At 51.2% G+C, this 24,059-nt stretch carries 19 protein-coding genes, 1 pseudogene and 1 riboswitch; of the genes and pseudogenes, 15 read left to right on the plus strand and 5 right to left on the minus strand.

What is annotated here, in order from left to right; all coding sequences use genetic code 11:
• Positions 1 to 7 precede the first annotated feature (7 nt).
• From IC804_RS11835 to IC804_RS11860, 6 genes are all read left to right on the plus strand, one after another.
• Complete coding sequence (locus tag IC804_RS11835; RefSeq protein WP_008881256.1) at positions 8 to 1,051, plus strand: nucleotidyltransferase family protein; 1,044 nt, start codon at positions 8 to 10, stop codon at positions 1,049 to 1,051.
• Positions 1,048 to 2,238, plus strand: coding sequence for a glycosyltransferase family 4 protein (locus IC804_RS11840; RefSeq protein WP_011886733.1), 1,191 nt, complete (start codon positions 1,048 to 1,050; stop codon positions 2,236 to 2,238). Before IC804_RS11835 ends, IC804_RS11840 begins: the two co-directional genes overlap by 4 nt.
• Positions 2,219 to 3,334, plus strand: coding sequence for a glycosyl transferase (locus IC804_RS11845; RefSeq protein ID WP_099233018.1), 1,116 nt, complete (start codon positions 2,219 to 2,221; stop codon positions 3,332 to 3,334). The genes IC804_RS11840 and IC804_RS11845 overlap by 20 nt, the downstream gene beginning before the upstream one ends.
• The gene (locus IC804_RS11850) at positions 3,285 to 4,694 is read left to right on the plus strand and encodes a phosphomannomutase/phosphoglucomutase (RefSeq protein WP_011886735.1); all 1,410 of its coding nucleotides are present in this window, start codon (positions 3,285 to 3,287) and stop codon (positions 4,692 to 4,694) included. Before IC804_RS11845 ends, IC804_RS11850 begins: the two co-directional genes overlap by 50 nt.
• A gap of 198 nt (positions 4,695 to 4,892) precedes the next feature.
• Positions 4,893 to 6,551, plus strand: coding sequence for a helix-turn-helix transcriptional regulator (locus tag IC804_RS11855; protein ID WP_081157486.1), 1,659 nt, complete (start codon positions 4,893 to 4,895; stop codon positions 6,549 to 6,551).
• 278 nt (positions 6,552 to 6,829) lie between these two features.
• Positions 6,830 to 7,231, plus strand: coding sequence for an ATP-binding protein (locus IC804_RS11860; protein WP_008881251.1), 402 nt, complete (start codon positions 6,830 to 6,832; stop codon positions 7,229 to 7,231).
• Between the two features lie 211 nt (positions 7,232 to 7,442).
• Here the strand turns inward: IC804_RS11860 and IC804_RS19055 are convergent.
• Both IC804_RS19055 and IC804_RS18620 read right to left on the minus strand, forming a co-directional pair.
• Positions 7,443 to 8,769: pseudogene (locus tag IC804_RS19055) on the minus strand (IS1634 family transposase).
• Positions 8,667 to 9,098: a DUF4277 domain-containing protein gene (locus IC804_RS18620; protein ID WP_223812808.1), complete on the minus strand. Its 432-nt coding sequence runs from the start codon at positions 9,096 to 9,098 to the stop codon at positions 8,667 to 8,669. The pseudogene IC804_RS19055 and the gene IC804_RS18620 overlap by 103 nt, the downstream one beginning before the upstream one ends.
• A 28-nt stretch (positions 9,099 to 9,126) precedes the next feature.
• Here IC804_RS18620 and IC804_RS11870 point away from each other — a divergent pair, with 28 nt between their 5' ends.
• Positions 9,127 to 9,477, plus strand: a complete 351-nt coding sequence (locus tag IC804_RS11870; protein ID WP_144038736.1) for an STAS domain-containing protein — start codon at positions 9,127 to 9,129, stop codon at positions 9,475 to 9,477.
• 6 nt (positions 9,478 to 9,483) lie between these two features.
• Positions 9,484 to 11,007 carry a SpoIIE family protein phosphatase gene (locus tag IC804_RS11875; protein ID WP_008881249.1) on the plus strand — a complete coding sequence of 508 codons (1,524 nt, stop codon included), beginning with the start codon at positions 9,484 to 9,486 and terminating at the stop codon, positions 11,005 to 11,007.
• Positions 11,008 to 11,109: 102 nt separating this feature from the next.
• Here IC804_RS11875 and IC804_RS11880 read toward each other — a convergent pair whose 3' ends face one another.
• Entirely contained in the window at positions 11,110 to 11,841 is a 732-nt protein-coding gene (locus tag IC804_RS11880; RefSeq protein WP_008881248.1) for a sulfite exporter TauE/SafE family protein, read from the minus strand.
• Between the two features lie 284 nt (positions 11,842 to 12,125).
• On the opposite strand from IC804_RS11880, the gene IC804_RS11885 reads away from it, so the two are divergent.
• From IC804_RS11885 to IC804_RS11915, 7 genes are all read left to right on the plus strand, one after another.
• The gene (locus tag IC804_RS11885) at positions 12,126 to 12,539 is read left to right on the plus strand and encodes an RDD family protein (RefSeq protein ID WP_008881247.1); all 414 of its coding nucleotides are present in this window, start codon (positions 12,126 to 12,128) and stop codon (positions 12,537 to 12,539) included.
• A 328-nt stretch (positions 12,540 to 12,867) separates the two neighbouring features.
• Entirely contained in the window at positions 12,868 to 14,121 is a 1,254-nt protein-coding gene (locus IC804_RS11890; RefSeq protein WP_008881246.1) for a methyl-accepting chemotaxis protein, read from the plus strand.
• A gap of 127 nt (positions 14,122 to 14,248) precedes the next feature.
• Positions 14,249 to 14,362: riboswitch (TPP riboswitch) on the plus strand.
• 163 nt (positions 14,363 to 14,525) lie between these two features.
• Positions 14,526 to 16,217: a phosphomethylpyrimidine synthase ThiC gene (thiC, locus tag IC804_RS11895; RefSeq protein WP_008881245.1), complete on the plus strand. Its 1,692-nt coding sequence runs from the start codon at positions 14,526 to 14,528 to the stop codon at positions 16,215 to 16,217.
• Between the two features lie 342 nt (positions 16,218 to 16,559).
• On the plus strand, positions 16,560 to 17,735 hold the full coding sequence (locus IC804_RS11900) for an aminotransferase class I/II-fold pyridoxal phosphate-dependent enzyme (RefSeq protein ID WP_081157240.1): 1,176 nt from the start codon (positions 16,560 to 16,562) through the stop codon (positions 17,733 to 17,735).
• A complete protein-coding gene (locus tag IC804_RS11905; RefSeq protein WP_008881243.1) occupies positions 17,732 to 19,372 on the plus strand; it encodes a thiamine pyrophosphate-binding protein in 1,641 nt (546 codons plus the stop codon). The genes IC804_RS11900 and IC804_RS11905 overlap by 4 nt, the downstream gene beginning before the upstream one ends.
• Positions 19,373 to 19,506: 134 nt before the next feature.
• Positions 19,507 to 20,988 (plus strand): aldehyde dehydrogenase family protein, encoded by a 1,482-nt coding sequence (locus IC804_RS11910; protein ID WP_008881242.1) that lies wholly within the window; start codon positions 19,507 to 19,509, stop codon positions 20,986 to 20,988.
• A gap of 154 nt (positions 20,989 to 21,142) precedes the next feature.
• On the plus strand, positions 21,143 to 22,300 hold the full coding sequence (locus tag IC804_RS11915; protein ID WP_029761490.1) for a saccharopine dehydrogenase family protein: 1,158 nt from the start codon (positions 21,143 to 21,145) through the stop codon (positions 22,298 to 22,300).
• 111 nt (positions 22,301 to 22,411) lie between these two features.
• On the opposite strand, the gene IC804_RS11920 is transcribed toward IC804_RS11915, so the two are convergent.
• Together IC804_RS11920 and IC804_RS11925 are read right to left on the minus strand one after the other, a co-directional pair.
• Positions 22,412 to 23,569: an MFS transporter gene (locus tag IC804_RS11920; protein WP_008881240.1), complete on the minus strand. Its 1,158-nt coding sequence runs from the start codon at positions 23,567 to 23,569 to the stop codon at positions 22,412 to 22,414.
• Positions 23,569 to 23,997 carry a MerR family transcriptional regulator gene (locus IC804_RS11925; RefSeq protein WP_008881239.1) on the minus strand — a complete coding sequence of 143 codons (429 nt, stop codon included), beginning with the start codon at positions 23,995 to 23,997 and terminating at the stop codon, positions 23,569 to 23,571. Before IC804_RS11925 ends, IC804_RS11920 begins: the two co-directional genes overlap by 1 nt.
• Positions 23,998 to 24,059: the final 62 nt, after the last annotated feature.

Raw genomic sequence — 24,059 nt, forward strand, 5'->3', positions numbered from 1 at the left:
TGACGAAATGAAAGCATTGTTGCTGGCTGGAGGATTAGGTACACGTCTTCGTCCATTGACCGAAAACATCCCCAAACCGATGGCCCCAATTGCAAATCGGCCGTGGCTTGAGCACCTCATTATTCATCTTCGCGATCAAGGAGTCAATGAATTTGTCATCGCTGCTCACCATTGTTCAGAAGTGATCCGCCGTTATTTCGGCGACGGGAAGAGTTGGAACGTCAACATTACATACGCGCTTGAACCATTCCCGCTTGGAACGGCCGGGGCAATTAAAAATGCCGAACGTTGGCTTGATGAGCGATTCCTCGTGTTTAACGCCGATATTGTACATTTGCCGCAATTGATTCCTCTGCTTGATTTTCACCGACAGCACGGCGGCATCGCGACGATTGTTTTAACGGAAGTCGACGATCCGTCCTCCTATGGAGTAGTTGAACAAGATGACCAAGGACAAATTTTGCGCTTTATCGAGAAGCCGCGCCGTGAGGAAGCGCCGTCCAACCGGATCAATGCCGGTATGTATATTTTGGAACCGGACGTAATGCGCTACATTCCGGCTGAGCAGGAAGTGTCGATCGAACGTGAAACATTCCCGCGCTTAATCGAAGAAAACACTGGCGTTTATGGTATTGTCAGCAGCGGATATTGGCGCGATATGGGAACGCCGGCCCGTTATCGCCAAGTGCATTGGGATGCCTTGAACCGAGAGTTTCCGCTCCCGATCAAAGGGCGTGAGATTCAGCCGGGCGTGTTTGTCGGTGAAAATGTCAAAATTAGTTCGGGTGTGCTGTTTGTACCCCCTGTACTAATTGGTCATAATGTGAAAATCGGGCATCAAGCAGTCATCGGCCCGTATGCCGTCATCGGTGACGATTGTCAAATCGGCTCCCGCGTCCATTGCGCGCATACGATTGTCTGGGATCGTTCCCTCATTCGTGATCGCAGCCGTTTGCAAAACAGCATTTTTGGCTACCGGACGGTGACACCGGCTGGAGAAGTATTCGAAGATTCGATTATTAATCAGTTTAAGGAGGCGGTGCAAGCATGACCCGAATTGCGTACGTCAGTACATATCCGCCGCGCAGGTGCGGATTGGCTACGTTTACGGAACATCTTCGTCAAAGCATTGATAGCGTCCGCGGAAAGGTAGAGGGGGATCGGGTGATTGTCCTCTATAACGAAATTGATGGTGATGACGCCTATCGCGGCAATCCTGCGTATTGGCCGCTTCCAGCGCAAAATCGTGCCGCTTATGAGAAGATGGCCAGACGGGTGAATGAAAGTGATATTGATGTGGTCGTCCTGCAGCACGAATTTGGGATTTTTGGCGGCGAGGCCGGTGAATACATTCTCGATTTCATCGCGGCGCTCCAAAAACCGCTCATAACGACATTCCATACGGTGTTTGCTGCTCCTGAGCCGCCGTATCGCCCGATTCAGGAGAAGATCGCAGCGGCAAGCGATGCAATTATCGTCATGAACCGGCAGGCTATCGGGTATTTAGTAAAGGCGTTCGGTCTCCCAGAGGAAAAAATCGTCTACATTCCGCACGGCGCTCCGGGGCCAAGCAGCGAGGAACGCCAATCTCTACGCTCCCGCCTCGGATTTCACGGCCGTAAAGTGATGTTTACGTTCGGTCTGCTCAGCCGCGGCAAAGGCATTGAATCAGTGCTCACCGCGCTGCCGGGCGTCGTCCGCAAGGTGCCGGAAACGTTGTATGTCATCGCTGGCCAAACGCATCCGGAAGTGAAGAAACGGGAAGGTGAAGCGTACCGTGAGGAGCTGAAAGCATTGATTCATCGGCTCGGACTCGACGATCATGTTCGCATGGAAGATCGGTATTTCAGTGAGGAAGAGTTGATTGATTACTTGACGGCGTGCGATTTGTATGTCACTCCATACCCTGGTATGCAACAAATCACAAGCGGTACACTCGCTTATGCGGTCGGCGTCGGACGTCCGGTTGTTTCAACACCGTATGAGCATGCACGTGACTTGTTGCAAGGTTGTGAAGAACTGTTGTTGCCATATGGGAATACGTCTGTCTGGGAAGAGCGGCTCGTGCAGCTGTTGGCCGATGAGGCGGCGTTGGAGCGATGGGAGAGAATTGTGCGCCAAATTGGGGCAAACACGCATTGGCCGCGTGTCGGCGAACAGCATATCGCCTTATTTGAACGTGTATGCACCGCCGCCAACAGCGGGGAGGTGAAGGCGGTTGACTTCGTCAGTCATTAAGTTCGACCATCTAGAGCGCATGACTGACGACACCGGGCTGCTCGAACATAGCCTCGGCCGCATTCCGCGTCGGCGCGAGGGCTATTCGACTGACGATAACGCCCGTGCGATATGGGCATGTTTAGAGTGGCTTGCCCTGCTTAAAAATCGAGAGATGGAGAAACGTCTGTATCGCTTGCTTGATCGATATTTGGCATTTCTGCTTTGGGCGCAAAACGACGATGGAACATTTCATAATAATTTTTTCTTCGATCGGACGAAAGAAGAAGAGACGCCGTCAGACGACTGCCTCGGGCGGTCGTTTTGGGCGGTGGCGTCGGCGTATATTCAGTTGAATGATCCAGCTCGGTGCGAGGCAGCTGCAGATATGTTGCGGCGGGGGATGCCGGCGGCGTGGAAGCTTCACTCGCTGCGCGGCATCGCCTGGGGGTTGGCAGCTTGCGGCCTCTTGCTTGAGAAAGCAAGCCCACCCGGTGTCGACAAGGAAGAATTAGCGACGCTGGCCGGACGATTTGAGCGGCGGTTGCTTGAGGCGTATTGGACGCACACAGACGATGGTTGGCGTTGGTATGAGCCGGAGCTGACCTATGGGAATGGCGTGCTGCCGTGGGCACTTTGGACGGCGTATCGGCGCGCACCGAGGCAAGAGGTGAGGGAGGTAGCGGAAGAAAGCCTTGCCTTTTTAATAGAAATGATGAGCGGACCGGAGGGAACGATCCGTCCGGTCGGCAACCGCGGCTGGTGCAGCCGCCGCTACCGCGCTGACTGGGATCAGCAGCCGATTGATGTGATGAAGCTTGCTTTAGCGGCGCGCGAAGCATATTGGGCAACGGAGGACGGGCGGTATCGCGACGTTGTCCGCCGCTGTCTCGCTTGGTTTTACGGGAAAAATGATGGCAACGTTCCGTTAGCCGATCGAAGCGACGGTAGTTGTTGCGACGGGCTTGGTCCGAACGGTCCGAACCCAAATCGAGGGGCGGAGTCAACACTATCATACTTATTAACAGCAGCAATCGCTCAATCGATTTCGGTGGAGGTGGTTTTCGATGAATACGTCGATAACGAAACCGTTCGCATGGCCAACACACGTATTTAAAGAGTATGACATTCGCGGGCGTGCCGGCGAGGAACTTGATGAGTCGTTTGCTTATTGGCTGGGACGGGCCTTTGCTGAAATGATGCAAAATGAGGGCGAACGGAAGGCGGTTGTTGCCCATGACAACCGCCTGTCGTCGCCGGCGCTGCATCGATCGTTGAAAAACGGGTTGCTTGATGGCGGCTGTGATGTCATCGATATTGGGCTTTCGACGACACCGATGTTTTACTACAGCTTATACAACACGGACATTTCATGTGGCATGATCGTTACCGCAAGCCACAACCCAGGCGATGAGAACGGATTTAAAATCGCCATGGGAAAAACAACGATTTATGGCGAACGCATTCAAGCGCTGCGAAAGGCGATGGAGCGGCTAAGCCAACAACAGGCACAACCCGAAGTGACGCGGGGGCGTGAGGAAACGCTTGACCTGGTCCCGGCATATATCAAGATGTTGAAGGAGAAAATTCAGCTCGGTCCACGTCAGCTGAAAGTCGTTGTCGACTGCGGCAACGGCACCCCGTCGATCATTGCGCCAAAAGTGCTCAAAGAATGGGGCTGTGATGTCATCCCGCTCTATTGTGAATCCGATCCGACGTTCCCGAATCACCATCCTGACCCGGTTGTGCCGGAAAACTTAGCTGATTTGATCAAAACGGTGCGCAAGGAGCAGGCGGATCTAGGCATCGCATTTGACGGTGACGGCGACCGGATCGGTATCGTGGATGAAACGGGCACGATCCGCTGGGGCGACCAACTGATGGTATTGTTCTGGCGTGATATTCTCAAGCGCCATCCGGGAGCTGAGGCGCCGGTTGAGGTAAAATGTTCGCAAGCGCTCGTAGAAGAAATTGAGCGGCTCGGCGGCCGGCCGTTTTTCCACCGTACCGGTCATTCACACGTAAAAGCGACGTTGCGCCGCCGACCGGCCATTCCGTTTGCCGGCGAGATGTCCGGGCACTTATTCTTCAATGATGAATTTTATGGTTACGATGACGCCTTGTACGCTGCGGGACGGCTGCTTCGCCTCTTGTCGCATGACAAGCGCCCACTCTCTGAGTGGTTTGCTGATGTGCCGTATTATGTGGCGACGCCGGAAACGCGTGTCACCTGCCCAGAGGAGAAAAAACCGGTGGCCATCGACGCTGTGAAAAAACGGTTTGCCAGCCGTTATCCGGTCGTCGATGTCGACGGTGCTCGTATTCAATTCCGTGAAGGCTGGGGATTGGTGCGTCCTTCGAACACGCAACCGATTCTTGTCTTGCGCGCTGAAGCGAAGACGGAAGAAGCGTTGGCGGAGATTAAACGGCAGTTGGCTGATTGTTTGCATACGCTCGAGCTTCACGTCAATTGGTAACTTTGCTTTTGTCCAGATCGATGTGCCTACTTGTTTGTTATCTTGGATAGCAGCTATTTTTCCGGCGTCGGCCGCCCGTTCCATAGGGCGCCGCGCCGGATTGTTTTGCTTTCGGTTAAAGCAGAAACTTGATATCTTGCAGTTCATTTGTTCATAATAGATAAGGAAAAAACATAGTTTGGGAGAGTTGAGGGTGAATTGACGATTAATGATTTGTTGCAATATGTCCAAGATGCGTATGCGGCATTAACGGGGTTAAGCATGATTATTGTGGATTATGACGGCAATCCGGTAACGAAAGTATCGAATATGACCGAGCTGGCAGAGCTCGTTTTATTTGTCGAGAAAAAGGGAGTCGCCTCGTTTTTTTGCCCTCGGGAGTTAGCGATTGATGGGCGACAACGGACGACTGTTGTACCAGCTGGGCATTTCGGATTGAAAAGCATCATTGCTCCCGTGCTTGTCGACGGGAGGGCAGAATATTGGGTTTGGGCTGGTGTGTTTGTTGAGGAAGAAACGAAAGAGCTGATTGGCGATAATGCCCAGAAGTGGACGGCGGCCATCAAACAGGCAGATGCACTGCCCGTTGGCGCGGTCGAAGCAAAGTTGAACGAAATTGAAAAGATGGCAGCCATATGTGGAGAATTAATCGGCAGCGAGCGCCGCAAGCAAAAATACCATGAGTACGGACAGCTACTTAAAACAGCGGTAACCGATCATTCGGCTGTAAATCGTATGGACAAGCTGCTTCACGAGCTGCGCAAGATGAATGAGTGCCTTGATATGGCGTTGTATATCGAAAAGCGCCAGCAAGGATGGGTGGTGGCGGCAACGAACGGCGAAAAAGCCGGGCGGCTATATGGCAAAATGGTCGATGAACTGTTTCCACCGCTCTCCTTCCCTGAAATGCCGCTCTGTCCTTCTTATTTTCAAAATGTTGCGTTAGATCCACGCTTTTCGTTTTTTGTCCGTCATGGCATCCGCCCGAAAGCGATGATCATATATCCGGCGATATATGAGCAAAAAGTGGAAGGATGGGTCATTGTTGGCAGTGAGACAGCATCCTCATTGCCAGCAGCGATGAAGCCGCTTGGCGCTGCGCTCGTTCAATATGAGCATTTGCTTGTGAAATGCGCGGCCGCTGATATGAAAATGAACCGTCATTTCATGCGGTTGACAATGTTAATGGAAATTGGTCGGGCGATGCACGTCGTGCAAAATGACGAAGAAATCGTTCGCATGATGACCCAGTTTGCGCTCGAGCTTGCCTACGGCGATTTCGTTTGTACCATATTGTATGTTAATGGCAAGGCAGTCACCGTTCATGAAGGAGCGATTTCCGCTGAAATGGCGTCTTGTTACCAAGAGGATGTGCTTCGCCACTATGGACGTAGTATTAAACAGGTGGCGAAAAGTCAAGTCCCGTCTTTGCGCCAAGTAGGAGACAAAACCGTGATGGAAGTGCCGTTTTTTGTCCGTGATGGCTATTATGGCGTTCTTGCGGTTCATTTAAAAGAAACGGACGAGGCGAAAGAAGCCGAAGTGTACGTGACAGCGTTAGTGGCTGTTGGAGTGATGATGATGAATAGCGCAGCTCAAGATGGGAGCGGGCAGACAGTTAATGTTCAGATGTTGTCCGAACAGCTGACATCTCGAGAGATGGATGTGCTTGAACTGCTCGTCCAAGGTTGTAGCAACCGCGAAATTTCAGAGCGTTTGTTCATTAGTGTACATACAGTAAAAAATCACATCACGAATATTTTTCAAAAGATAGGTGTCAACGACCGGTCACAGCTGATTGCCCTTGTGTATCAGTTAAGTCATCGTCGTCATGAAGGGAGCATCATCGGACGATAAGATCCATGATGTTCCTTTTTTATCATCCTAGCCGAGGAGATTTTGTACTCAAAAGTGAAATTAAGGACTAAAAGCATAGGAAATTGGAATGTGATATGTTTTTTATTATAATGTTATTGTGGTAAATAAGAACTATTTTTGTGTAGATGGAATAATTAAGAAAGAAGAAAGCATAGCATTCCAACCTGTTTTTCCCGGCGCTAGAGTGTGCAATAGTGAAAAAGATGATATACTGCGTTTGACTGCGCGTGCAAGCACAGAAAGATAGGGGAATGCCGATGAAGCATATGATCATGATTCGAACGATGACGATCATGAAAACGGTGGACATTTTAAAAGCGATGGACATTACTGAGCAGTTGGCAAACGAGATAGGCTTTTTGCCACGCGACTGTCTCTTTCTTCGCTTGGCGACGGAGGAAGCGTGTACGAACGCATATGAATATTGTCAAAAAACAGGGAGACTACCATTTAGAATATTTTGGAAAATTGATACAAGCCAGTTTACGATTATTGTTAAGCAGCGAGGGGGATGCTTTTCTGTCGCCAAAACCGACAACGTGAACACTGGGGCGCGCGGCAGAGGGCTGCAGCTGATCGCCCATATTGTCGACGAGGTATTCGTGAAGCGAACGGGAAATAACGTCTTGCTTTGCATGTGCAAATGCAAAAAAAAATGAGTGACCATTGGAGGAAGCTAGGATGGAGACGAGACAAGGGGCAATTCGCACACTGACATGGACGGAAGATATTACATTAAATCTCACATTTCGCACCCTAACAAGGTCAAAACAAAGGATTTTTTATTTAGTTTTTCAGAATAACTTTTTGACCAACACAACGAGCGATGGCAATCCCTTTTTTTACCATCGCTGGTCGTTCCGTATCACGTTACACGTAGATGCTCTCATCCATGCCCAATCCCTGCAGAATCCTTCGCTGATCAGGGGTAAGGGAGCGATCCAGTGAGCGTTGGATGCGCCCATCCGGCAGCTTGAACAGGACGACGTTCACATATTGAAACAGCTGAAAAATCGCCTGTCCCGTCGGCCGGGTCAGCTTGCGGCCTCCAGGACCCTTCAACGGGTGTTCTGGAGTAATAAACTGACGCACTCGGCGCTGAAAAACGCGGTAAATAGCCAAGGCCAACAGAAACAAATAGCCTAATACTGCGACCCGTTCTGGTTTTTTGACGTAAATCTCATCCGTGAAAAACGGATCTTTCAAAAAAGCGAAGTTCATTTCCACCGAGATCTGCCCTTTATACAGCTTCAAGATCTCTTGGGCATCCATGGGTTGGCCCTTCCATTCCTTCGGAACGGTCGTGACAAGGACAAACCGGGACGCTTTCCGTCTCGCCTGTTCCCACGCGTCTTGGTCGAATTCGACGTCAAGGTGCAAGAAATACAGCGTCTCCACCTCGGGTTCCGCCCCTTTTTTCGGCCGTCCGCGCCGTTTTTTCAGGCGTACGATCTCTTCGACCGCGGCCTCAACCCGATGAAACCGGGGGCGAAGGGACGCCTTGAGGGACGCCAAGGCTTGTTCGGCATCTTCCCGGCAGGAGAAGGGGTGACGCTCCCAACGGGCTTGTTCTCGCGAAGAAGCTCCGCTTCTTTGGTTCGTTCTTTTCAAGCGTCTTTCCTTTTCGCTGGTCGAGCGCGCTCGATTCAACAACGATCAGCCGAACGGGGTGGCCTTCATACGTCGAGGCCGTTTCCCATACCCGGTACGTGGCGCCGTTTCTCTCCGCCAACGTAAAGGGATCGCTCCACGTCGTGTCCTCAGCATCCGCTTCGGCCAGCGCGGTTTTCACGATCCGGAGCGACGAAGGGCCTCTGGTGATCAAAAAGGCGTTGGCCGCTTTGGTTTGCGCCAGGGTCTCTTTCGTCATCGCGGCGGAATCGGCCACGTAAATCCATTCGTCTTCGATTTTGGCCTGCTTCAGCTGTTCATGGACACGAGACAGCACCTCGGGATTCCATGTTTTATCGGGCAGGTTGCCATCGTGCACATCGCCGTAAAACGGGATGCCGTCCTCGTTGCCGACCAGTCCGAAACCGATCTGTTTTTGCCAACGATGATGGCGGTTGTAGCCATGTGTGATTTGTAAGGCCTCTAACGAGGCCGATTCATACGCGCCGTAAACGGTCTTGTCCGTCGTATCGGCGTGGAAGGCTCGGAGGAAAGGCCTTCTTTTCGATAAATATGAATCAAGCAAGTGCTGATGACGTTGTGAATGCCAGCCTCATACAGGCGATCGAGATGACGGGCCAACGCATCGTCGTTCAACCAGGAAGGATGGAGATCGGGACGGATGAGTTTCTCACAATCGACCTCCTGAGCCCAATGTTCCAAGTGAACAAGGGCTTGCCGGCCGTCAAACACATTGTAGAGGATGGCCTGAACGGCATCGCTGACTCGCGTTTGGCACTGCGGATCGACGGGCACGAGATGGTCAATCAATTGAGGCAGACCCAGTTTCTTGAATAGGGCACTTATTATATTCAAATAAGAATTGCGATAGACCTTTTTGACTTGAACGTTCATAAGAGAAAAACTCCTTTACGTTCCTTGTGTGTCAAGGATTCATTCGACATCGGAACGAAAAAATCCTCCCGATTTTCGTCGAGAGGGTGCGAAATGTGAGTTAAATAATGTTGAATCGTTTCGTCAAGCGCTTGAACAGTTGCTGGCCGAACGGGCTGACCAGTTGATTGTTAACATGGAAGCGGTCAACTACATCAACAGCGCCGGGCTCGGCATGATTGCCGACAGCGTGATGGCGGCCAGAGCCCAGCAAAAAGAACTGGTCGTTGCCGGAGTGAAAGGGTCGCTCGCAGAAATTTTCCGTATTGTAAAATTTTATTCGTTTATGAAATTATTCGCCACGGAGAAAGAAGCAATTGATTATTTAAGCGGAGAATGACGTTTTATGATTGATGAGTTTTTGGAATATCTGCGACATCACAAAAACTTTACATGGCGGGAGTTGTTCGACAGACTTGAAAAAATGAACATGCTGTTCGGGTCGAATGATTATGTATACTGGTTGGCAGCACCGGATAAAAGAAAAATATTGTTCATTTCTTCGTCGTGTGAGCAGCTATACGGCCTGCCTCCGGCTGCCTTTTATCATGATGAGGATATATGGATGAAAATATCCTACCCCGACGACCATGCCAAAGCGGAGGCAAAATGGGCACTCCCTTGGGAATCTAAGGTGAGTACACAAACATACCGCATCGTTAATCAGCGGGACGGGTCTGTGCGTTGGGTGCTTGAGCGGATGGTTCCTGTGCTTAGTGAGGCAGAGGAAGGAAACCTGATCAGCGGCTTTGTCATGGACATCACGGAGACGAAAAGAAACAGGGACGAGATTCGGCTCGCTGAGCAAGTGTATGCGTCCATCGAACAGGCGATGCTTGTGACTGACGATGAGTTTGCCGTTCGGTTCGTCAACTCGGCGTTTACGAAAATCACCGGCCATAGTACGGAAGTCGTCGGCCAGCCGCTGCATACGCTCTATGCTGGTTATTACGCTGCCTGGTTTTACGAAGTGATCAAAAACGGAATTGTGGAAAGCGGGCAATGGCAGGGACGGGTGCGCTGGCGGCGGAAAAACGGATCGGTGTCTGTTAGGCGAACAACGGTGCGGGCTGTTCACAATCAAGAAGGGAACATTTCCTTTTACTTATTTTTGTTTTCCGGCCTGCATGAGACGCCTTATGCGGAGGCAATGAAGGATGATTTAAAGCTGGCCCGCGAAGTGCAGAAGCGTGTATTAAGCAAACCGTTGTCAGCCAATGGAATCGACATCGCTGGCACATACATTCCGTCGCAGGAGTTGGGCGGCGACATGTATGCATGGTATCAGATCGACAACCAGCGGTACGGCATTTTTTTAATGGACGTGATGGGGCATGGAGCGGCGGCTTCACTCATTTGCATGTCAGTTCGCTCGCTCCTTAACGGCATCATCCGCAAAGCGATCGTCCCACAAGCCGTGTTCTACGAGTTGAACCGTCATATGCGCCAGCTGTATCATGAAAACGGGCAGATGACGTATTATTTTACTGCTGTGTATGTCCTTGTTGATGTGAAGAAACGGATGATCGAGTATGCATCGGCCGGCCATCCGCCCGGATTTTTATTCCAACCGGACGGCACGGTATTCGAATTGGATCGCGGGTGTGCGCCGATCGGGTTGCTCCCTGGGCTTTTCGTTGATAGCGGCCAGTTGCGCTATGAGTCTGGGGCGACGCTTGTCCTGTATTCCGATGGGGCTATTGAAGGGGAGGCGGGTTCTGTCCGCCAAAATATTGAGACGTTCCGTGATACGCTAGCGCCGTATGTTTCTCTCGATGAGCGTGCGCTGTTAGCCTGCTTACGCCGTCATTTTATCCAAAAAGGATCGCTTCGGGACGATTTCTCAGCGGTGGTTGCTAAGCTTAGATAGGGGGAAAGTCGCCAATGTCAGCCGACTTGGCAGGGCTGTCATGTTGGGACTCTCCATTTGTGAGTAAAAGGATGCCCATTTTTTCGGGCATCCTTTTACATGCTATGAAAAGGCCAACAAGTTTACTCCCGCCGCAAACACAATGAAAGAAGCCAATGTTTTAATCCGTGTATGCGGCAGGCGTTCAAACCATTTCAGCCCTATGTGTACACCAGCCAATACAGCGACGGCCCCAAGCAAAAAGTACAGAACGAATGAATCGGTAAAGTCTCCATGAATCCCGTGCAAAACGATCGTAAAACTATTCATGATGACAAAGGACGCTTGAAGATTGGCATTATAGCTTTCTTTTTCTTTATAACGCATCAGAAAGTAAAAGACGAAAAAGGGGCCGCCTACGGCAAAGATCCCTCCGATTATTCCGCCGATCAAACCGATCAACATAGGAAAGATCGGCTTTTTAAACGATGGGGCATAGGCGTTTTTTTCACTCATATAAAGATAAATAACCATCCCAATGAGTACAAGGCCCAACAGTTTTCTCATGATCTCCGTCTCGCCATAGAAGGTTAGGATAAAGAATGACAATATGCGGCCTGCTAAGGCGAAACTTAAAATAGAAAGAAGGTCTTTGCCTCGAATGTGTTTTCTGAACTTGACCGCCACGTGGAACGATATGATGAGCGTCAAAGCCAACACTAATAGTGTGCTATTCTTAAAGGTTAATACCATCGGCAAAAGCCCCATAGAAAACAACCCGAAGCCAAATCCGCTTGCTCCTTGAATCAAACTGCCGACAAAAAGAATGGCAAATACGAAAATAAGTTCCCACATATGTTGTCAAGCCTTTCATAAAAAATGGCGTTGTCTACCCATGACCTCTTGCTGCTGGCCATTACGCAAAGGGAATCTTTCTAAGTTTACTATATACGAATTTTTCACCAATACTACTTTTATGAGAAACTTTTCGCCGTAGTTGGTCCGAAGCGGGCTGGGAGCTCCTGGCTCTTGGCCGGCCTTGATCGTATGGACGTCTCCCTGAGATTTAGGCTAAAATAAAGACAATTGTACTGTAGGTGATGAATACAATATAGAAAAGGTAGAAGGGGGAAAGATACATGGCAGTGACAAACCCGGCTGGATTTTGGAGGCGGCTGTTGGCAAACTTGTTAGACGCTATTGTCATCGGCATTCCGATTTCAATCATCGGCTATTTGATTACAGGTAGTGCGGAAGAGAACTGGTTTACGAATTTGGTAGAGTTGTTGTACGCCCTAATTGTTCCTGCTGTCTGGTATGGGTATACGGTCGGTAAGCGGATGATTGGCATCCGGATTGCGAAAGTGAATGGCGGCAAGGTTGGCATCGGCACGATGTTTTTGCGCTTGTTCGTTGGCGGACTTGTTTATGTTATCACGTTAGGCATCGGTCTGATCGTTAGCGCCATTATGGTGGCTGCAAGGGAAGACAAACGGTCGATTCACGATTTTATCGCCGGAACGTATGTCACAACCGAAAAGCCGACGGTGTAAATAAGGAAAAAGCGGTCTTCCAACTGGAAGCCCGCTTTTTATGTTGATGTTCAAGATAGATAAACTTCGGGGGGCAGGCGGCTTAGAAGGTCATGTGGGGAAATATCCCAGTTCTATGCCACCGGTAGCCAGAGATGGTGGGTGTCGTCGTGGAGAATCGCAAAATACGTTTCATTATAATTTTTTGGGCTAAGCATCTCCGCAATGTAATATCGGCAAAATGTTTGGATGTTCGATTAGGCACAAAGAAGGAAAACCTATGCACATTGCCGAATATGTCAATGCTGTATAAAACATTTTTAGGCGATAGAAAAAGGGGGAGAAAGGTTTGTCGTTAATGAGCTATATCATCCGCACGATGTTCGTCGTGATTCCGAGCACGGCGGTAATCGGCCTTGCGATATGTCTAGCTAACAGCATTCGCGGGGCGGCGTTTTGGTGGACGTTAGCCGCTACGTTGCTGCTTGGTGCGATTGTTGGCTTCATTTCGGCAACGCTGAATTATCGGCGGTTTGTTGCTCCAATTGCCGTCATTAACAAATACTTAAGCAAGATGACAAGTGGGGACTTAACAGTGCGCGTACCGCTCAACAGCGTGCGGCAGTTGCGGCCGATTGCCACATCGTTAAACAATATGGCGGATGCTTGGCAAGAGGTGATAGGCCGCATTCAACACCATGCGGACGAAGTGTCGCAGTTTTCCAACCAGTTAGCTACTGTTGCCGAACAGACGACGAGGGCGACAGAACAAATTGCGGCAACGATGGACGGACTTGCTTCCCATGCGGAAGAGCAGGCGAGTGCAGCCCGCGGCACAGCGGAATCCGTCAATGATATTTCCCGAACGCTCAGTGATGTTGCCCGTCAAACAAAAGAAGTGGCACACAGCGCCCAAGAAACGGCAACAAAAGCAGGGGATGGCAAGCAATCTGTGATGCAAATGTCTGAGCAAATGCAATTTATTTATGACCACGTTCAATCGCTCGGCCAAGTCGTTAAAGGGCTCGGGGAGCGATCGAACGAGATTGGACAAATTACTGAAGCGATTACGAGCATCGCGTCACAGACGAATTTACTGGCGCTCAATGCGGCGATCGAAGCGGCGCGTGCCGGTGAGCAAGGGAAAGGATTTGCCGTTGTCGCGGACGAGGTGCGGAAGTTGGCGGAGCAGTCAGCGCACTCAGCGCAGCAAATTTCCGATCTGATTAGCTACATCCAGGAAGAGACGAAGCAGGCAATCGCCTCCACGGAACGGGTCGTCGCTGAAGTGGCGCAAGGGTTGGACGTCGTCGCTGTTGCCGGTCAGTCGTTTGCCGATATTCGTGAGGCGGTCGGTCAAGTAAGCGAACAAATTGGACAAGTATCGTCTGCGATTGAACAAATGACGGGCCATGCCCGCCAGGTGGATGAGGCGTTCCAACAGATGACCAAAATTGTCGAACAGTCAGCAGCTAGTGCTGCCAATGTATCGGCAGCGACTCAAGAACAAATGGCTTCTGTTGAAGAAATTGCTTCTTCGTCGGCATCGCTCGGTCAGATGGCGGACGAGATGCGGACGATGTTAAAGCAATTTTCGGTGTGAAGCGGAAAAAAAGCGCGTTTACTGAGGAAAGAAACACGGTACATCAGTTGTGATATGGAATAAAATGGTTTGTTTATTTTCTCATTATGTAGTAAAATAAAAAAAAGTCAGTCATCATTGTTATACGCTTATCTGCTAGGGGAGTCCGAGAGCCGGGCTGAGAAAAGAACGCGATGAAGTTCTTTGACCCTTTGAACCTGATCTGGGTCATGCCAGCGTAGGGAAGCAGGCAGCGGGAACAGATGGACGCTTAGACTGTTCATTTGGCCTTTTTGCCTTGATCGGGTTCCGTGTTGCGGGACCCGTTTTTATTTTTCACGGCAAAGAGCGGCTCGTTTTTGCCTTTGCTTCGGCTGGCTTGGCCTCGGATCCTAAACCATCGTTGATTTAGAGGGGGAATCCGTATGGAAAACATTCGCTCGTTTATGTCATTTCCAGCCAGCCGGAAAGTGTACGTCGAAGGATCACGGCCGGACGTGCGCGTGCCGATGAGAGAAATCGCGTTATCACCGACGAAGACACCGCAAGGAGAGGTGGAAAACAAACCGGTGCGCGTCTATGACACAACCGGTCCATACACAGATCCTGATTTTGAGCCGAATGTAGAAAAAGGATTGCCGCTTCTTCGCCGCAACTGGATTGTTGAGCGAGGCGATGTCGAAGAAACGGAGCCACAGTCCACCGCCGGCCGTGCGGCGTCGCTTCCGTTTGCACGACGTCCGCTGCGGGCGAAGCCGGGGAAAGTGGTCACGCAAATGCATTACGCCAAAAAAGGAATCATTACACCGGAAATGGAATTTGTCGCGATTCGCGAACAAATCGACCCGGAAATCGTCCGCCAGGAGGTTGCCGCTGGCCGAGCGATCATCCCTTCGAATATTAATCATCCAGAAAGCGAACCGATGATCATCGGCCGCCGTTTTCATGTAAAAATTAACGCCAACATCGGCAACTCGGCTGTTTCTTCCTCGATTGAGAATGAAGTGGAAAAACTGCTGTGGGCGGTACGCTGGGGTGCTGATACGGTGATGGATTTGTCGACCGGCAAACAAATTCACGAAACGCGTGAATACATTATCCGCAATTCGCCAGTTCCAATCGGAACAGTGCCGATTTATCAGGCGCTTGAGAAAGTAGGCGGCGTACCAGAGAAGTTGACATGGGACGTGTACCGCGAGACATTGATTGAGCAGGCTGAACAAGGGGTTGACTACATGACGATCCACGCTGGTGTGCGGCTTCATTACATTCCGCTCACCGTCAATCGGACGACCGGCATCGTCTCACGTGGCGGCTCAATCATCGCGCAATGGTGTTTGGCCCACCATGAAGAAAACTTCTTATATACGCATTTTGAAGAAATATGCGAGATTTTAAAACAATACGATGTTGCCATTTCGCTTGGTGACGGCTTGCGCCCGGGGTCCATTGCTGATGCAAACGACGAGGCACAGTTTGCTGAACTTGAGACGCTCGGTGAGCTGACGAAAATCGCTTGGGAGCATGACGTGCAAGTCATGATTGAAGGACCGGGGCATATTCCGATGCAGAAAATCCGCGAAAACGTCGAGCGAGAACAAGAGCTTTGTCATGGTGCACCGTTTTATACGTTAGGGCCGCTTGTCACCGACATTGCGCCGGGATACGACCACATCACGTCGGCGATTGGCGCCGCGATCATCGGTGCCTACGGGACGTCCATGCTTTGCTATGTGACGCCGAAAGAACATTTAGGGTTACCAAATAAAGAGGATGTGCGCGTCGGGGTCGTTACATATAAAATCGCCGCCCACGCCGCCGATTTGGCGAAAGGTCACCCAGCCGCCCAGCAGCGCGACGATGCGCTCTCGAAAGCGCGCTTTGAGTTTCGCTGGAATGACCAGTTCAACTTATCGCTCGATCCGGAGCGGGCTCGTGAGTATCATGATGAAACATTGCCGGCTGAGGCGGCGAAAACCGCTCATTTTTGCTCGATGTGCGGGCCGAAATTTTGCTCGATGAACATCTCACACGAGCTGCAACGGAAAATCAAAGAAGAAGGAATGAAAGAAAAGGCGAACGAATTTGTGCGCGGCGGTTCATCGCTGTATCGGTAAGGAGAGGATACGTTTTGTATACCGGACGTTAACTAGGCGTCCGGTTTTTCTTTTATGCTTATAAAGCGGTAGTGTAGATGGGGGTGAGAAAAGCAACGAAAGGGAGCTCCTTCCATTCGATCGATATTCTAATTATTTGAAATGAATAATAAAATGATTTACGAGAGGAGATGAGCTAGACGAGACAAATGATACATGTTCACCAAAGCAACAGTTCCATCGTTCAGAGAGGGCAGTTGCCAAACAACGGTGAGTGATGATCCGGCTCCAGCCAGCATCGAACACCCTGTCGTTTGCTTGTTCCGCGCCTCAAACAATCGAATCGAAGGGGGAGAGGCCGCGATGAAGATGGCTTCCGACCTTGTGAGAAGAATGCCGCCGTATTTATTTTCGGACTTTGAGCGAAAAAAGGTCGAGCTTGCGAAAAAAGGGGTTGATGTCATCGATTTAGGCATCGGGGCGCCAGATTTGCCGCCGCCGTCGTTTCTTATTGAGACGCTGAAACGCGAGCTGGATGACCCACGCAATTATACGTATTCTCCGTACGCCGGCTGCCGCGAATATCGCGAAGCCGTTGCTGACTTTTATGAGCGGCAGTATGGTGTCAAGCTTGACCCAGACACTGAAGTGCTCGCTTTGATTGGCTCAAAAGAAGGCATTGTCCATCTATTGCAGGCGCTGATTGATCCGGGGGATGCAGTGCTTGTTCCGAACCCGGGCTATCCGGTGTATCGAACTGCTATTCACCTTGCCCGAGGCACGCCGATCGACTTGCCGCTGGATGCAGCCCGTGACTACGCACCACAATTTTCCGCTATTACTCCATCCACTTATGATCGAGTCAATATCATGCTATTAAACTATCCAAGCAATCCAACAGCATCATTAGCCACCATCGATGTTTTCATAGAAGCAGTCATGCTTGCAAAAAAACATCGTTTTCTTATCGCCCATGATTCAGCCTATTCATTATTGACATTCGGTGATGCCTTTGCTCCGAGCGTGCTGCAAGTTGACGGTGCCAAAGAAGTAGCCATCGAATTTGGATCTTTATCGAAAAGCTATAACATGGCTGGTTGCCGCATCGGTTATATCGTCGGCAATAAGGAGGTCATTCGGGCGCTCTCCATCTTGAAAAGCAATATTGATACGTGTCAATTTTTGGCGGTGCAAAAAGCAGCGGCCGTTGCATTGCGGAGCGGAGATGAAGCCGCAAAGGAGAACAACCGCATTTATGAAGAGCGGATGAAGGCAATGACGGTTGCACTTTGGCAAATAGGCGTGCCCGTTCAGCCGCCTCGAGCGACGTTTTTTCTTTGGGTGCCAACGGCGGTCGGTTACTCTTCCGCTCAGTTCGCCGCTCGGTTGCTTGATGAGGCCGGGGTGATCGTTACACCAGGGACGGCGTTTGGTTCAGCAGGGGAAGGGTATGTGCGCATATCACTCGCCGCTCCGAAGGAACGGCTGCTCGAAGCCGTTCGGCGCTGGAAAGCGATTGAATGGGAGGGACGGCCATGAAAAAGCGGGTGATGCGTGGCCTTTCTGTCCCGCAAGCGATTGTCGAATGCTTAAAACAAGAGCGTATTTCTCATTTGTTTGGCGTGCCGGGAGAAAGTTATTTGCCGCTGTTGGATGCGTTGTACGATGAACCAACCCTTCAGTTCATTTCTGCCCGCCATGAAGGAGGGGCGGCGTTTATGGCTGAAGCGTATGCGAAAGCGTCCGGCAAACCAGGTGTCGTCTTAGCGACGCGCGGAGTCGGAGCGTCTAATTTGGCCATCGGGGTTCATACAGCACGTCAAGATTCGACCCCGCTTGTCGTCCTGTTAGGACAAGTGCATCGCCGATTCCGTGGTCGTGAGGGATTTCAAGAAGTAGAACTAGACGAATGGTTTCGGCCGCTTGCGAAATGGGCAGTCGAAATCACCGACCCCGAGCGCGTTCCAGAACTCGTGCAACGGGCATTTCGGGTGGCGAAAACGGGACGACCTGGTCCGGTTGTCGTCTCTATTCCTGAGGATGTGTTTGCGTCAACGGTTGCTGAGGCGGTGTTGATGACGATGGATGTGCCGCGCCCAGCCCCAGCGGATGATGAGGTGAAGCGGATTGAAGCGGCACTCGCTGCTGCCCGTCGGCCGCTCATTGTCGCCGGTGGCGGGGTGAAGCGGGGGCGCGCTGAGCAGGCGCTGCGTCGCGTCGCTGAACAATATTCCCTTCCGGTTGTTGCCGCATTCCGCCGCCATGACGTGTTTCCGCATGACCATCCGCTTTATGTCGGCCATCTCGGTCTTGGCGCACCGGCAGCTGTCGTTGAGACGGCCAAGCAGGCGGATGTTATTTTGGCGGTTGGAACGCGGTTGGCGGAAGTAACAACGCAAGATTATACATGGCCGCTGCCGCATCAGATGCTCATCCATATCGATATCGACGAGGAGGCGCTTGGCAAAGTGTTTTCAGCGGACATCGCCGTTGCGGCCGATGCCCACGAGGCGTTGTGTGCACTGTTAGGGCGGCATATCGTCCCGACGTGGAATGAATGGGTCTTGGAGCGCCGACAAGCTTATGAAGAAACAGCGAGGCTGCCGCAGCCGCCAAGAAACGTGCAAGAAGCCATCATCGCTCAGCTACAAGCGCAGTTGCCGGACGATGGAATGATTACGAACGATGCCGGCAATTTTGCCGGCTGGCTGCACACCTTTTTCTCCTTCAAGGAACAGCATATGTATATTGGCCCAACATCAGGAGCGATGGGATACGGGCTGCCGGCGGCCATCGGCGCGAAGCTCGCCCATCCGGAACGGCCGGCCGTTTCGTTGTCAGGAGATGGTGGGTTTCTCATGACGGCGGCCGAACTCGAGACGGCGTCCCGTTATGGCGTCCCGGTCATCAGTCTCGTGTTTAACAACCGGATGTATGGGACTATTCGTATGTATCAAGAGCTTCAGTTCCCAGGACGAGTGGTCGGCAGCGGACTAGGTGAAGTGTCGTTTGCCAGATTGGCTAGGGCATTAGGTGCCAACGGTGTTACGGTGGAGACAGCCGATGAGTTTGCCGCTGCCTTTAAGCAGGCGCTCACTGCGACGAAACCAACCGTGATTGAGGTGATGACGGAGCCGGAACAACTGTCTGTGACGATGAGACTGTCAGACAGATGAAAACATTGGAGAAGAGTTTCCGCATTGAGACCGAGATAGCCCATGAATCATGCAATGAAAAGGACAGCTGTAGCAAAGTAACAGCGAAACGACATCTACTCGTACAGCGAATCAATAGACAAAGGAGGATGACGATGAAGGCGTTGAACTTTATTAATGGAAAATGGCAACCGGCTTTGAGCGGCCAATGGGCGCCGGTGATCAATCCGGCAAATGGGGAAACGATCGGTGAAGTAGCATTATCTGCAGCGGCTGATGTCGATGCTGCTGTCAAAGCGGCAAAAGCGGCGCAAAAAAAATGGGCGCTCGTGCCGGCTCCGAAACGAGCGGACGTATTATATAAAGTCGGTTTGTTGCTGAAGGAGCGGAAAGAACAGCTTGCTCGGCTGCTGACAATGGAAATGGGGAAAGTGATCGAAGAGGCGCGCGGCGAAGTGCAAGAAGGCATCGATATGGCGTTTTACATGGCGGGGGAGGGACGACGGTTATTCGGCGATACGACCCCGTCTGAGCTAAAAGACAAGTTTGCCATGAGCGTTCGGGTGCCGGTCGGGGTTGTCGGCATCATCACCCCATGGAATTTTCCGATTGCTATCGCGACATGGAAATCGTTCCCGGCCATTGTCGCCGGCAACGCTGTCGTCTGGAAACCGGCACTTGAAACACCGTTTATGGCGCGCGAGCTGGCAGCGATTTTCACCGAAGCCGGTCTGCCGGATGGGGTGTTTAACGTTGTTCACGGCGACGGCCCGACGGCAGGGAACGCGCTTGTTGAGCATCCGGACGTTCCGGTCATTTCATTTACGGGCTCGAATGAAGTCGGCCGTCAGATTGCCGAGAAGTGCGGGCGCCTGTTGAAAAAAGTGTCGCTCGAAATGGGTGGGAAAAACGCTGTGATCGTCATGGATGACGCAGATTTGACGTTGGCGGTTGACGGTATTGTTTGGAGTGCGTTCGGCACATCGGGGCAGCGGTGCACGGCGTGCAGCCGAGTTATTGTCCATGAGCGGGTGAAACAAGAGCTCGAGTGGCGTCTGCTTGAAGCGGTGAAGACGTTGAAAATCGGTGACGGGCTGGATGAAACGGTCAAAGTTGGTCCGGTTATCCATGAAGAAGCGCTGCAAAAAATCGAACGCTATGTGCACATCGGCCGAGAAGAAGGAGCGAAACTGCTTGTTGGCGGCCATATATTGAGCGATGGAGACTATGCACGCGGCTTTTATTACGCACCGACGATTTTCACTGACGTCACGCCCGACATGCGTATCGCCCGCGAAGAAATTTTCGGCCCGGTTGTGTCGATCATTTCCGTCCGCAGTTTGGATGAAGCGATCGCTGTTAACAATTGTGTCGACTACGGATTGTCCAGCGCTATTTTCACTCGTGATGTCAACAATGTGTTCCGGGCGATGCGCGATTTGGATACCGGCATTGTGTATGTCAATGCAGGGACAACGGGTGCAGAAATTCATTTGCCGTTTGGCGGCACAAAGGGGACAGGAAACGGTCACCGTGATTCCGGCGTCGCTGCGCTTGATGTATTCACTGAATGGAGAAGCATTTATGTCGATTTCAGTGGCAAGCTGCAACGGGCACAAATCGATACGGATGATTGAACTGTTCAGTCGTCTTTATAGTTAGTGAAAGAGAAGTGAGCATCAACGCCAAACATTGATGGTGAATGAAAGCAGTAGCTGCGATAAAGACGAACAAAAGCAGCAGTCATGTAAGCAGATGGAAAAGAATCCGTGATAGAGGAGGGAATGAATGGTGAAGGTGCTCGTGCTTGGTGCGGGGCTGATGGGGAAAGAAGCTGCACGCGATTTAGTGCAAAGTGAAGACGTTGAGGCAGTGACGCTGGCTGATGTCGATTTGGCCAAGGCAGAGCAGACGGTACGCCACCTTCAGTCTGAGAAACTTGTTGCCTTGCGGGTGGATGCTGGGGATCAACAGCAGCTGTCCACCTTAATGAAAGGACATGATGTGGTCGTCAACGCCTTGTTTTACCGGTTTAACGAAACAGTGGCGAAAACGGCGATTGCCACAGGCGTCCATTCTGTCGATTTAGGGGGGCATATCGGCCATATTACCGACCGGGTGCTTGAACTCCATGACCAAGCCCAGAAAGCTGGGGTGACGATCATCCCCGATCTGGGCGTCGCCCCAGGAATGATCAACATTTTATCCGGTTACGGGGCAAATCAGCTCGATGAGGTTGAATCCATCCAACTGTACGTCGGCGGCATTCCCGTTCAGCCCGAACCGCCGCTTGAGTATAACCATGTGTTTTCGTTAGAAGGGCTTCTCGACCATTACACCGATCCGTCTTTAATTATTCGCGATGGTAAAAAGCAAGAAGTGCCATCTCTGTCTGAGGTTGAACCGATTTATTTCGAACGGTTCGGCCCGCTTGAAGCGTTTCATACATCAGGAGGGACGTCGACGCTGTCACGCTCGTTTCCGAATTTGAAACGGCTTGAATATAAAACGATCCGCTATCGTGGCCATGCGGAAAAATTCAAGCTCCTCGTTGACTTGAATTTGACGCGCAACGATGTCGAGGTGGAAGTAGGCGGCCACAAAGTTAAACCGCGTGACGTGCTGCTTGCGGTATTGACTCCGATGCTTGATTTAAGAGGTAAAGATGATGTCGTCTTGCTTCGGGTGATTGTCGGTGGACGGAAAGACGGAAAAGAAACGGTGTTTGAATATGAAACGATCACGTTCAACGATAGCGAACGTAAGGTGACGGCGATGGCGCGCACGACCGCTTATACGATTTCCGTCGTCGCCCAGCTTATCGGCCGAGGGCTGATTACGAAACGCGGCGTCTATCCGCCTGAGCAAATCGTTCCCGGGAATGTGTACATCGACGAAATGAAAAAACGAGGAGTGGTGATTAACGAGAAGAAAACGGTTCGCTTATGAAAAAAGCATCATAGAGTGATGATAAGAGATGATGACAATGATCCGAATAAAAACACGCCTGTTTCTCACCGAGAAACGGGCGTGTTTTCGTTTTGTCCGCAACGGTTGCTTTTATACAGTTTTCGTTGCCGATGGCTCCCGTTTGCGCCAGGCAAGGAAAAGGAATGCAACAAGCGACAGCGCCATGGCGATCATAAACGGCGCCTTTGCGGAAACGGCGTGACCGATGACGCCAGATAGCACCGGAGCGATGGCCGCCCCCATCCAGCGAACGAAGTTGTACATGCCGGAAGTGACGCCGCGTTCATACGGCGATGTTTCCATCACATAGCCTGTAAACAAGGCGTTGTTTAAGCCGGATACAAGGCCCGACAAAATGATAAGGACGATCATGAACCATGTTTGTTCAGCGACCGCTAAAAGCAGCAATAAAACGGCAAACAGCAATAAGCTGTAAGGCAATATTTGTTTCGGTTCGTATTTTGTTTCAAGTCGGTGGGCCAACGCTGCCGATCCGTAGGCGAGGCAAAGCCCCCAGCCGAAAAAGACAAGACCGATTTGAATCGCCGATAACTTAATGACCAGAGGCGAATAGGCCAAAACAACGAAAAAGCCGTAATAATAAAGCATCCCGCCGATCGCCCCTTTTAAAAACGGCGGAAAGGCGAGCAGATGCCGCATTTCCTGCCATCCGACTGCTTTTTTCGGTTTTCCTTTGTTTGGATCATACACAAAAAATGCGACAAGCAAAAAGGCGATAAAAATGAGCACGCTTGTGCCGATAAACGGGTAGCGCCATGAATGTTGGCCCAGCAGTCCACCGATGAGCGGACCACCGGCCATGCCGAGGCCGATCGCCGCCTCATACAAGCCGACAGCGGTGCTTGCCTGCGGCGTCAAAGCGATTAACAGTGTCATAGCCGTTGCAAAAAAGGTGGCATTGCCAAGCCCCCAACCGGCGCGGAAGATCGACAGTTGTGGGATGTCGGCGGCAAAACCGCACAATAATGAGAAAATCGTGACAAGGCCAAGTCCGATCACCATCATTTGTTTATCACCAACGCGGCTGACGACAAGTCCAACGGGAATCATCATGACCGCCATCGTAAAAATATAGGCGGTAAACAACATTTCCACTTGCCAGTGGGTCGCGCCGATGCTTTCGGCGATGACCGGCAAAATCGGATCGACGACCCCGATACCCATAAACGCCAAAAAGGCGGCGGCAACGGTAATCCAGCGCGCCCGTGTTTGTTTTCTTTCCTCCACTATTCTTCTCTCCTCTCTTCTAGAATGGCGTCTATTTGCTCTGCCATTTGTTTCAGTTCTTGTTTCAGTGTCGCCATTTTCTTCATTTTGTCATCAAGCATGGCAATTTGTTGGTGCAACCCGGCGGCCATTTGTTCGAGTTCACGCTGCTGTTCGCTGCTAACGATGGCTTGGCGGTATTCTGCTCGATGCGTCTCAATTTTTTCTTTCAATGTTAAAAAGTGCTGTAACTCCTGCAGCGAAAAACCGAGCACTTCGCGGGCGGCGACGATGTTTTTCAGCTGCTCGATATCTTCCTGCGTATAAAGGCGTGTGCCGCCCTCACTCCGTGCCGGCGGCTTGATCAAGCCGATTTCTTCATAATAGCGGATCGCCCGCTTTGTTAAGCCGGTCGCTTTGGCGACGTCATCAATTTTCAATCGTTCCATCCTGGGCCCTCACTTTCGCGTGATCGCGATACACGGTGTTTTCTACAGATATAACGTTAACG

The sequence above is a fragment of the Geobacillus sp. 47C-IIb genome (genome assembly GCF_014679705.1).
Classification (GTDB): domain Bacteria; phylum Bacillota; class Bacilli; order Bacillales; family Anoxybacillaceae; genus Geobacillus; species Geobacillus thermodenitrificans.

Excerpts from the sequence above, each read along its gene's own strand:
- IC804_RS11835 (WP_008881256.1), top strand. The coding sequence starts at position 8 with ATGAAAGCATTGTTGCTGGCTGGAGGATTAGGTACACGTCTTCGTCCA.
- IC804_RS11840 (WP_011886733.1), top strand. The coding sequence starts at position 1,048 with ATGACCCGAATTGCGTACGTCAGTACATATCCGCCGCGCAGGTGCGGA.
- IC804_RS11850 (WP_011886735.1), top strand. The coding sequence starts at position 3,285 with ATGAATACGTCGATAACGAAACCGTTCGCATGGCCAACACACGTATTT.
- IC804_RS11860 (WP_008881251.1), top strand. The coding sequence starts at position 6,830 with ATGAAGCATATGATCATGATTCGAACGATGACGATCATGAAAACGGTG.
- IC804_RS18620 (WP_223812808.1), bottom strand. The coding sequence starts at position 9,098 with ATGAACGTTCAAGTCAAAAAGGTCTATCGCAATTCTTATTTGAATATA.
- IC804_RS11875 (WP_008881249.1), top strand. The coding sequence starts at position 9,484 with ATGATTGATGAGTTTTTGGAATATCTGCGACATCACAAAAACTTTACA.
- IC804_RS11880 (WP_008881248.1), bottom strand. The coding sequence starts at position 11,841 with ATGTGGGAACTTATTTTCGTATTTGCCATTCTTTTTGTCGGCAGTTTG.
- IC804_RS11885 (WP_008881247.1), top strand. The coding sequence starts at position 12,126 with ATGGCAGTGACAAACCCGGCTGGATTTTGGAGGCGGCTGTTGGCAAAC.
- thiC (WP_008881245.1), top strand. The coding sequence starts at position 14,526 with ATGGAAAACATTCGCTCGTTTATGTCATTTCCAGCCAGCCGGAAAGTG.
- IC804_RS11900 (WP_081157240.1), top strand. The coding sequence starts at position 16,560 with ATGAAGATGGCTTCCGACCTTGTGAGAAGAATGCCGCCGTATTTATTT.
- IC804_RS11905 (WP_008881243.1), top strand. The coding sequence starts at position 17,732 with ATGAAAAAGCGGGTGATGCGTGGCCTTTCTGTCCCGCAAGCGATTGTC.
- IC804_RS11910 (WP_008881242.1), top strand. The coding sequence starts at position 19,507 with ATGAAGGCGTTGAACTTTATTAATGGAAAATGGCAACCGGCTTTGAGC.
- IC804_RS11925 (WP_008881239.1), bottom strand. The coding sequence starts at position 23,997 with ATGGAACGATTGAAAATTGATGACGTCGCCAAAGCGACCGGCTTAACA.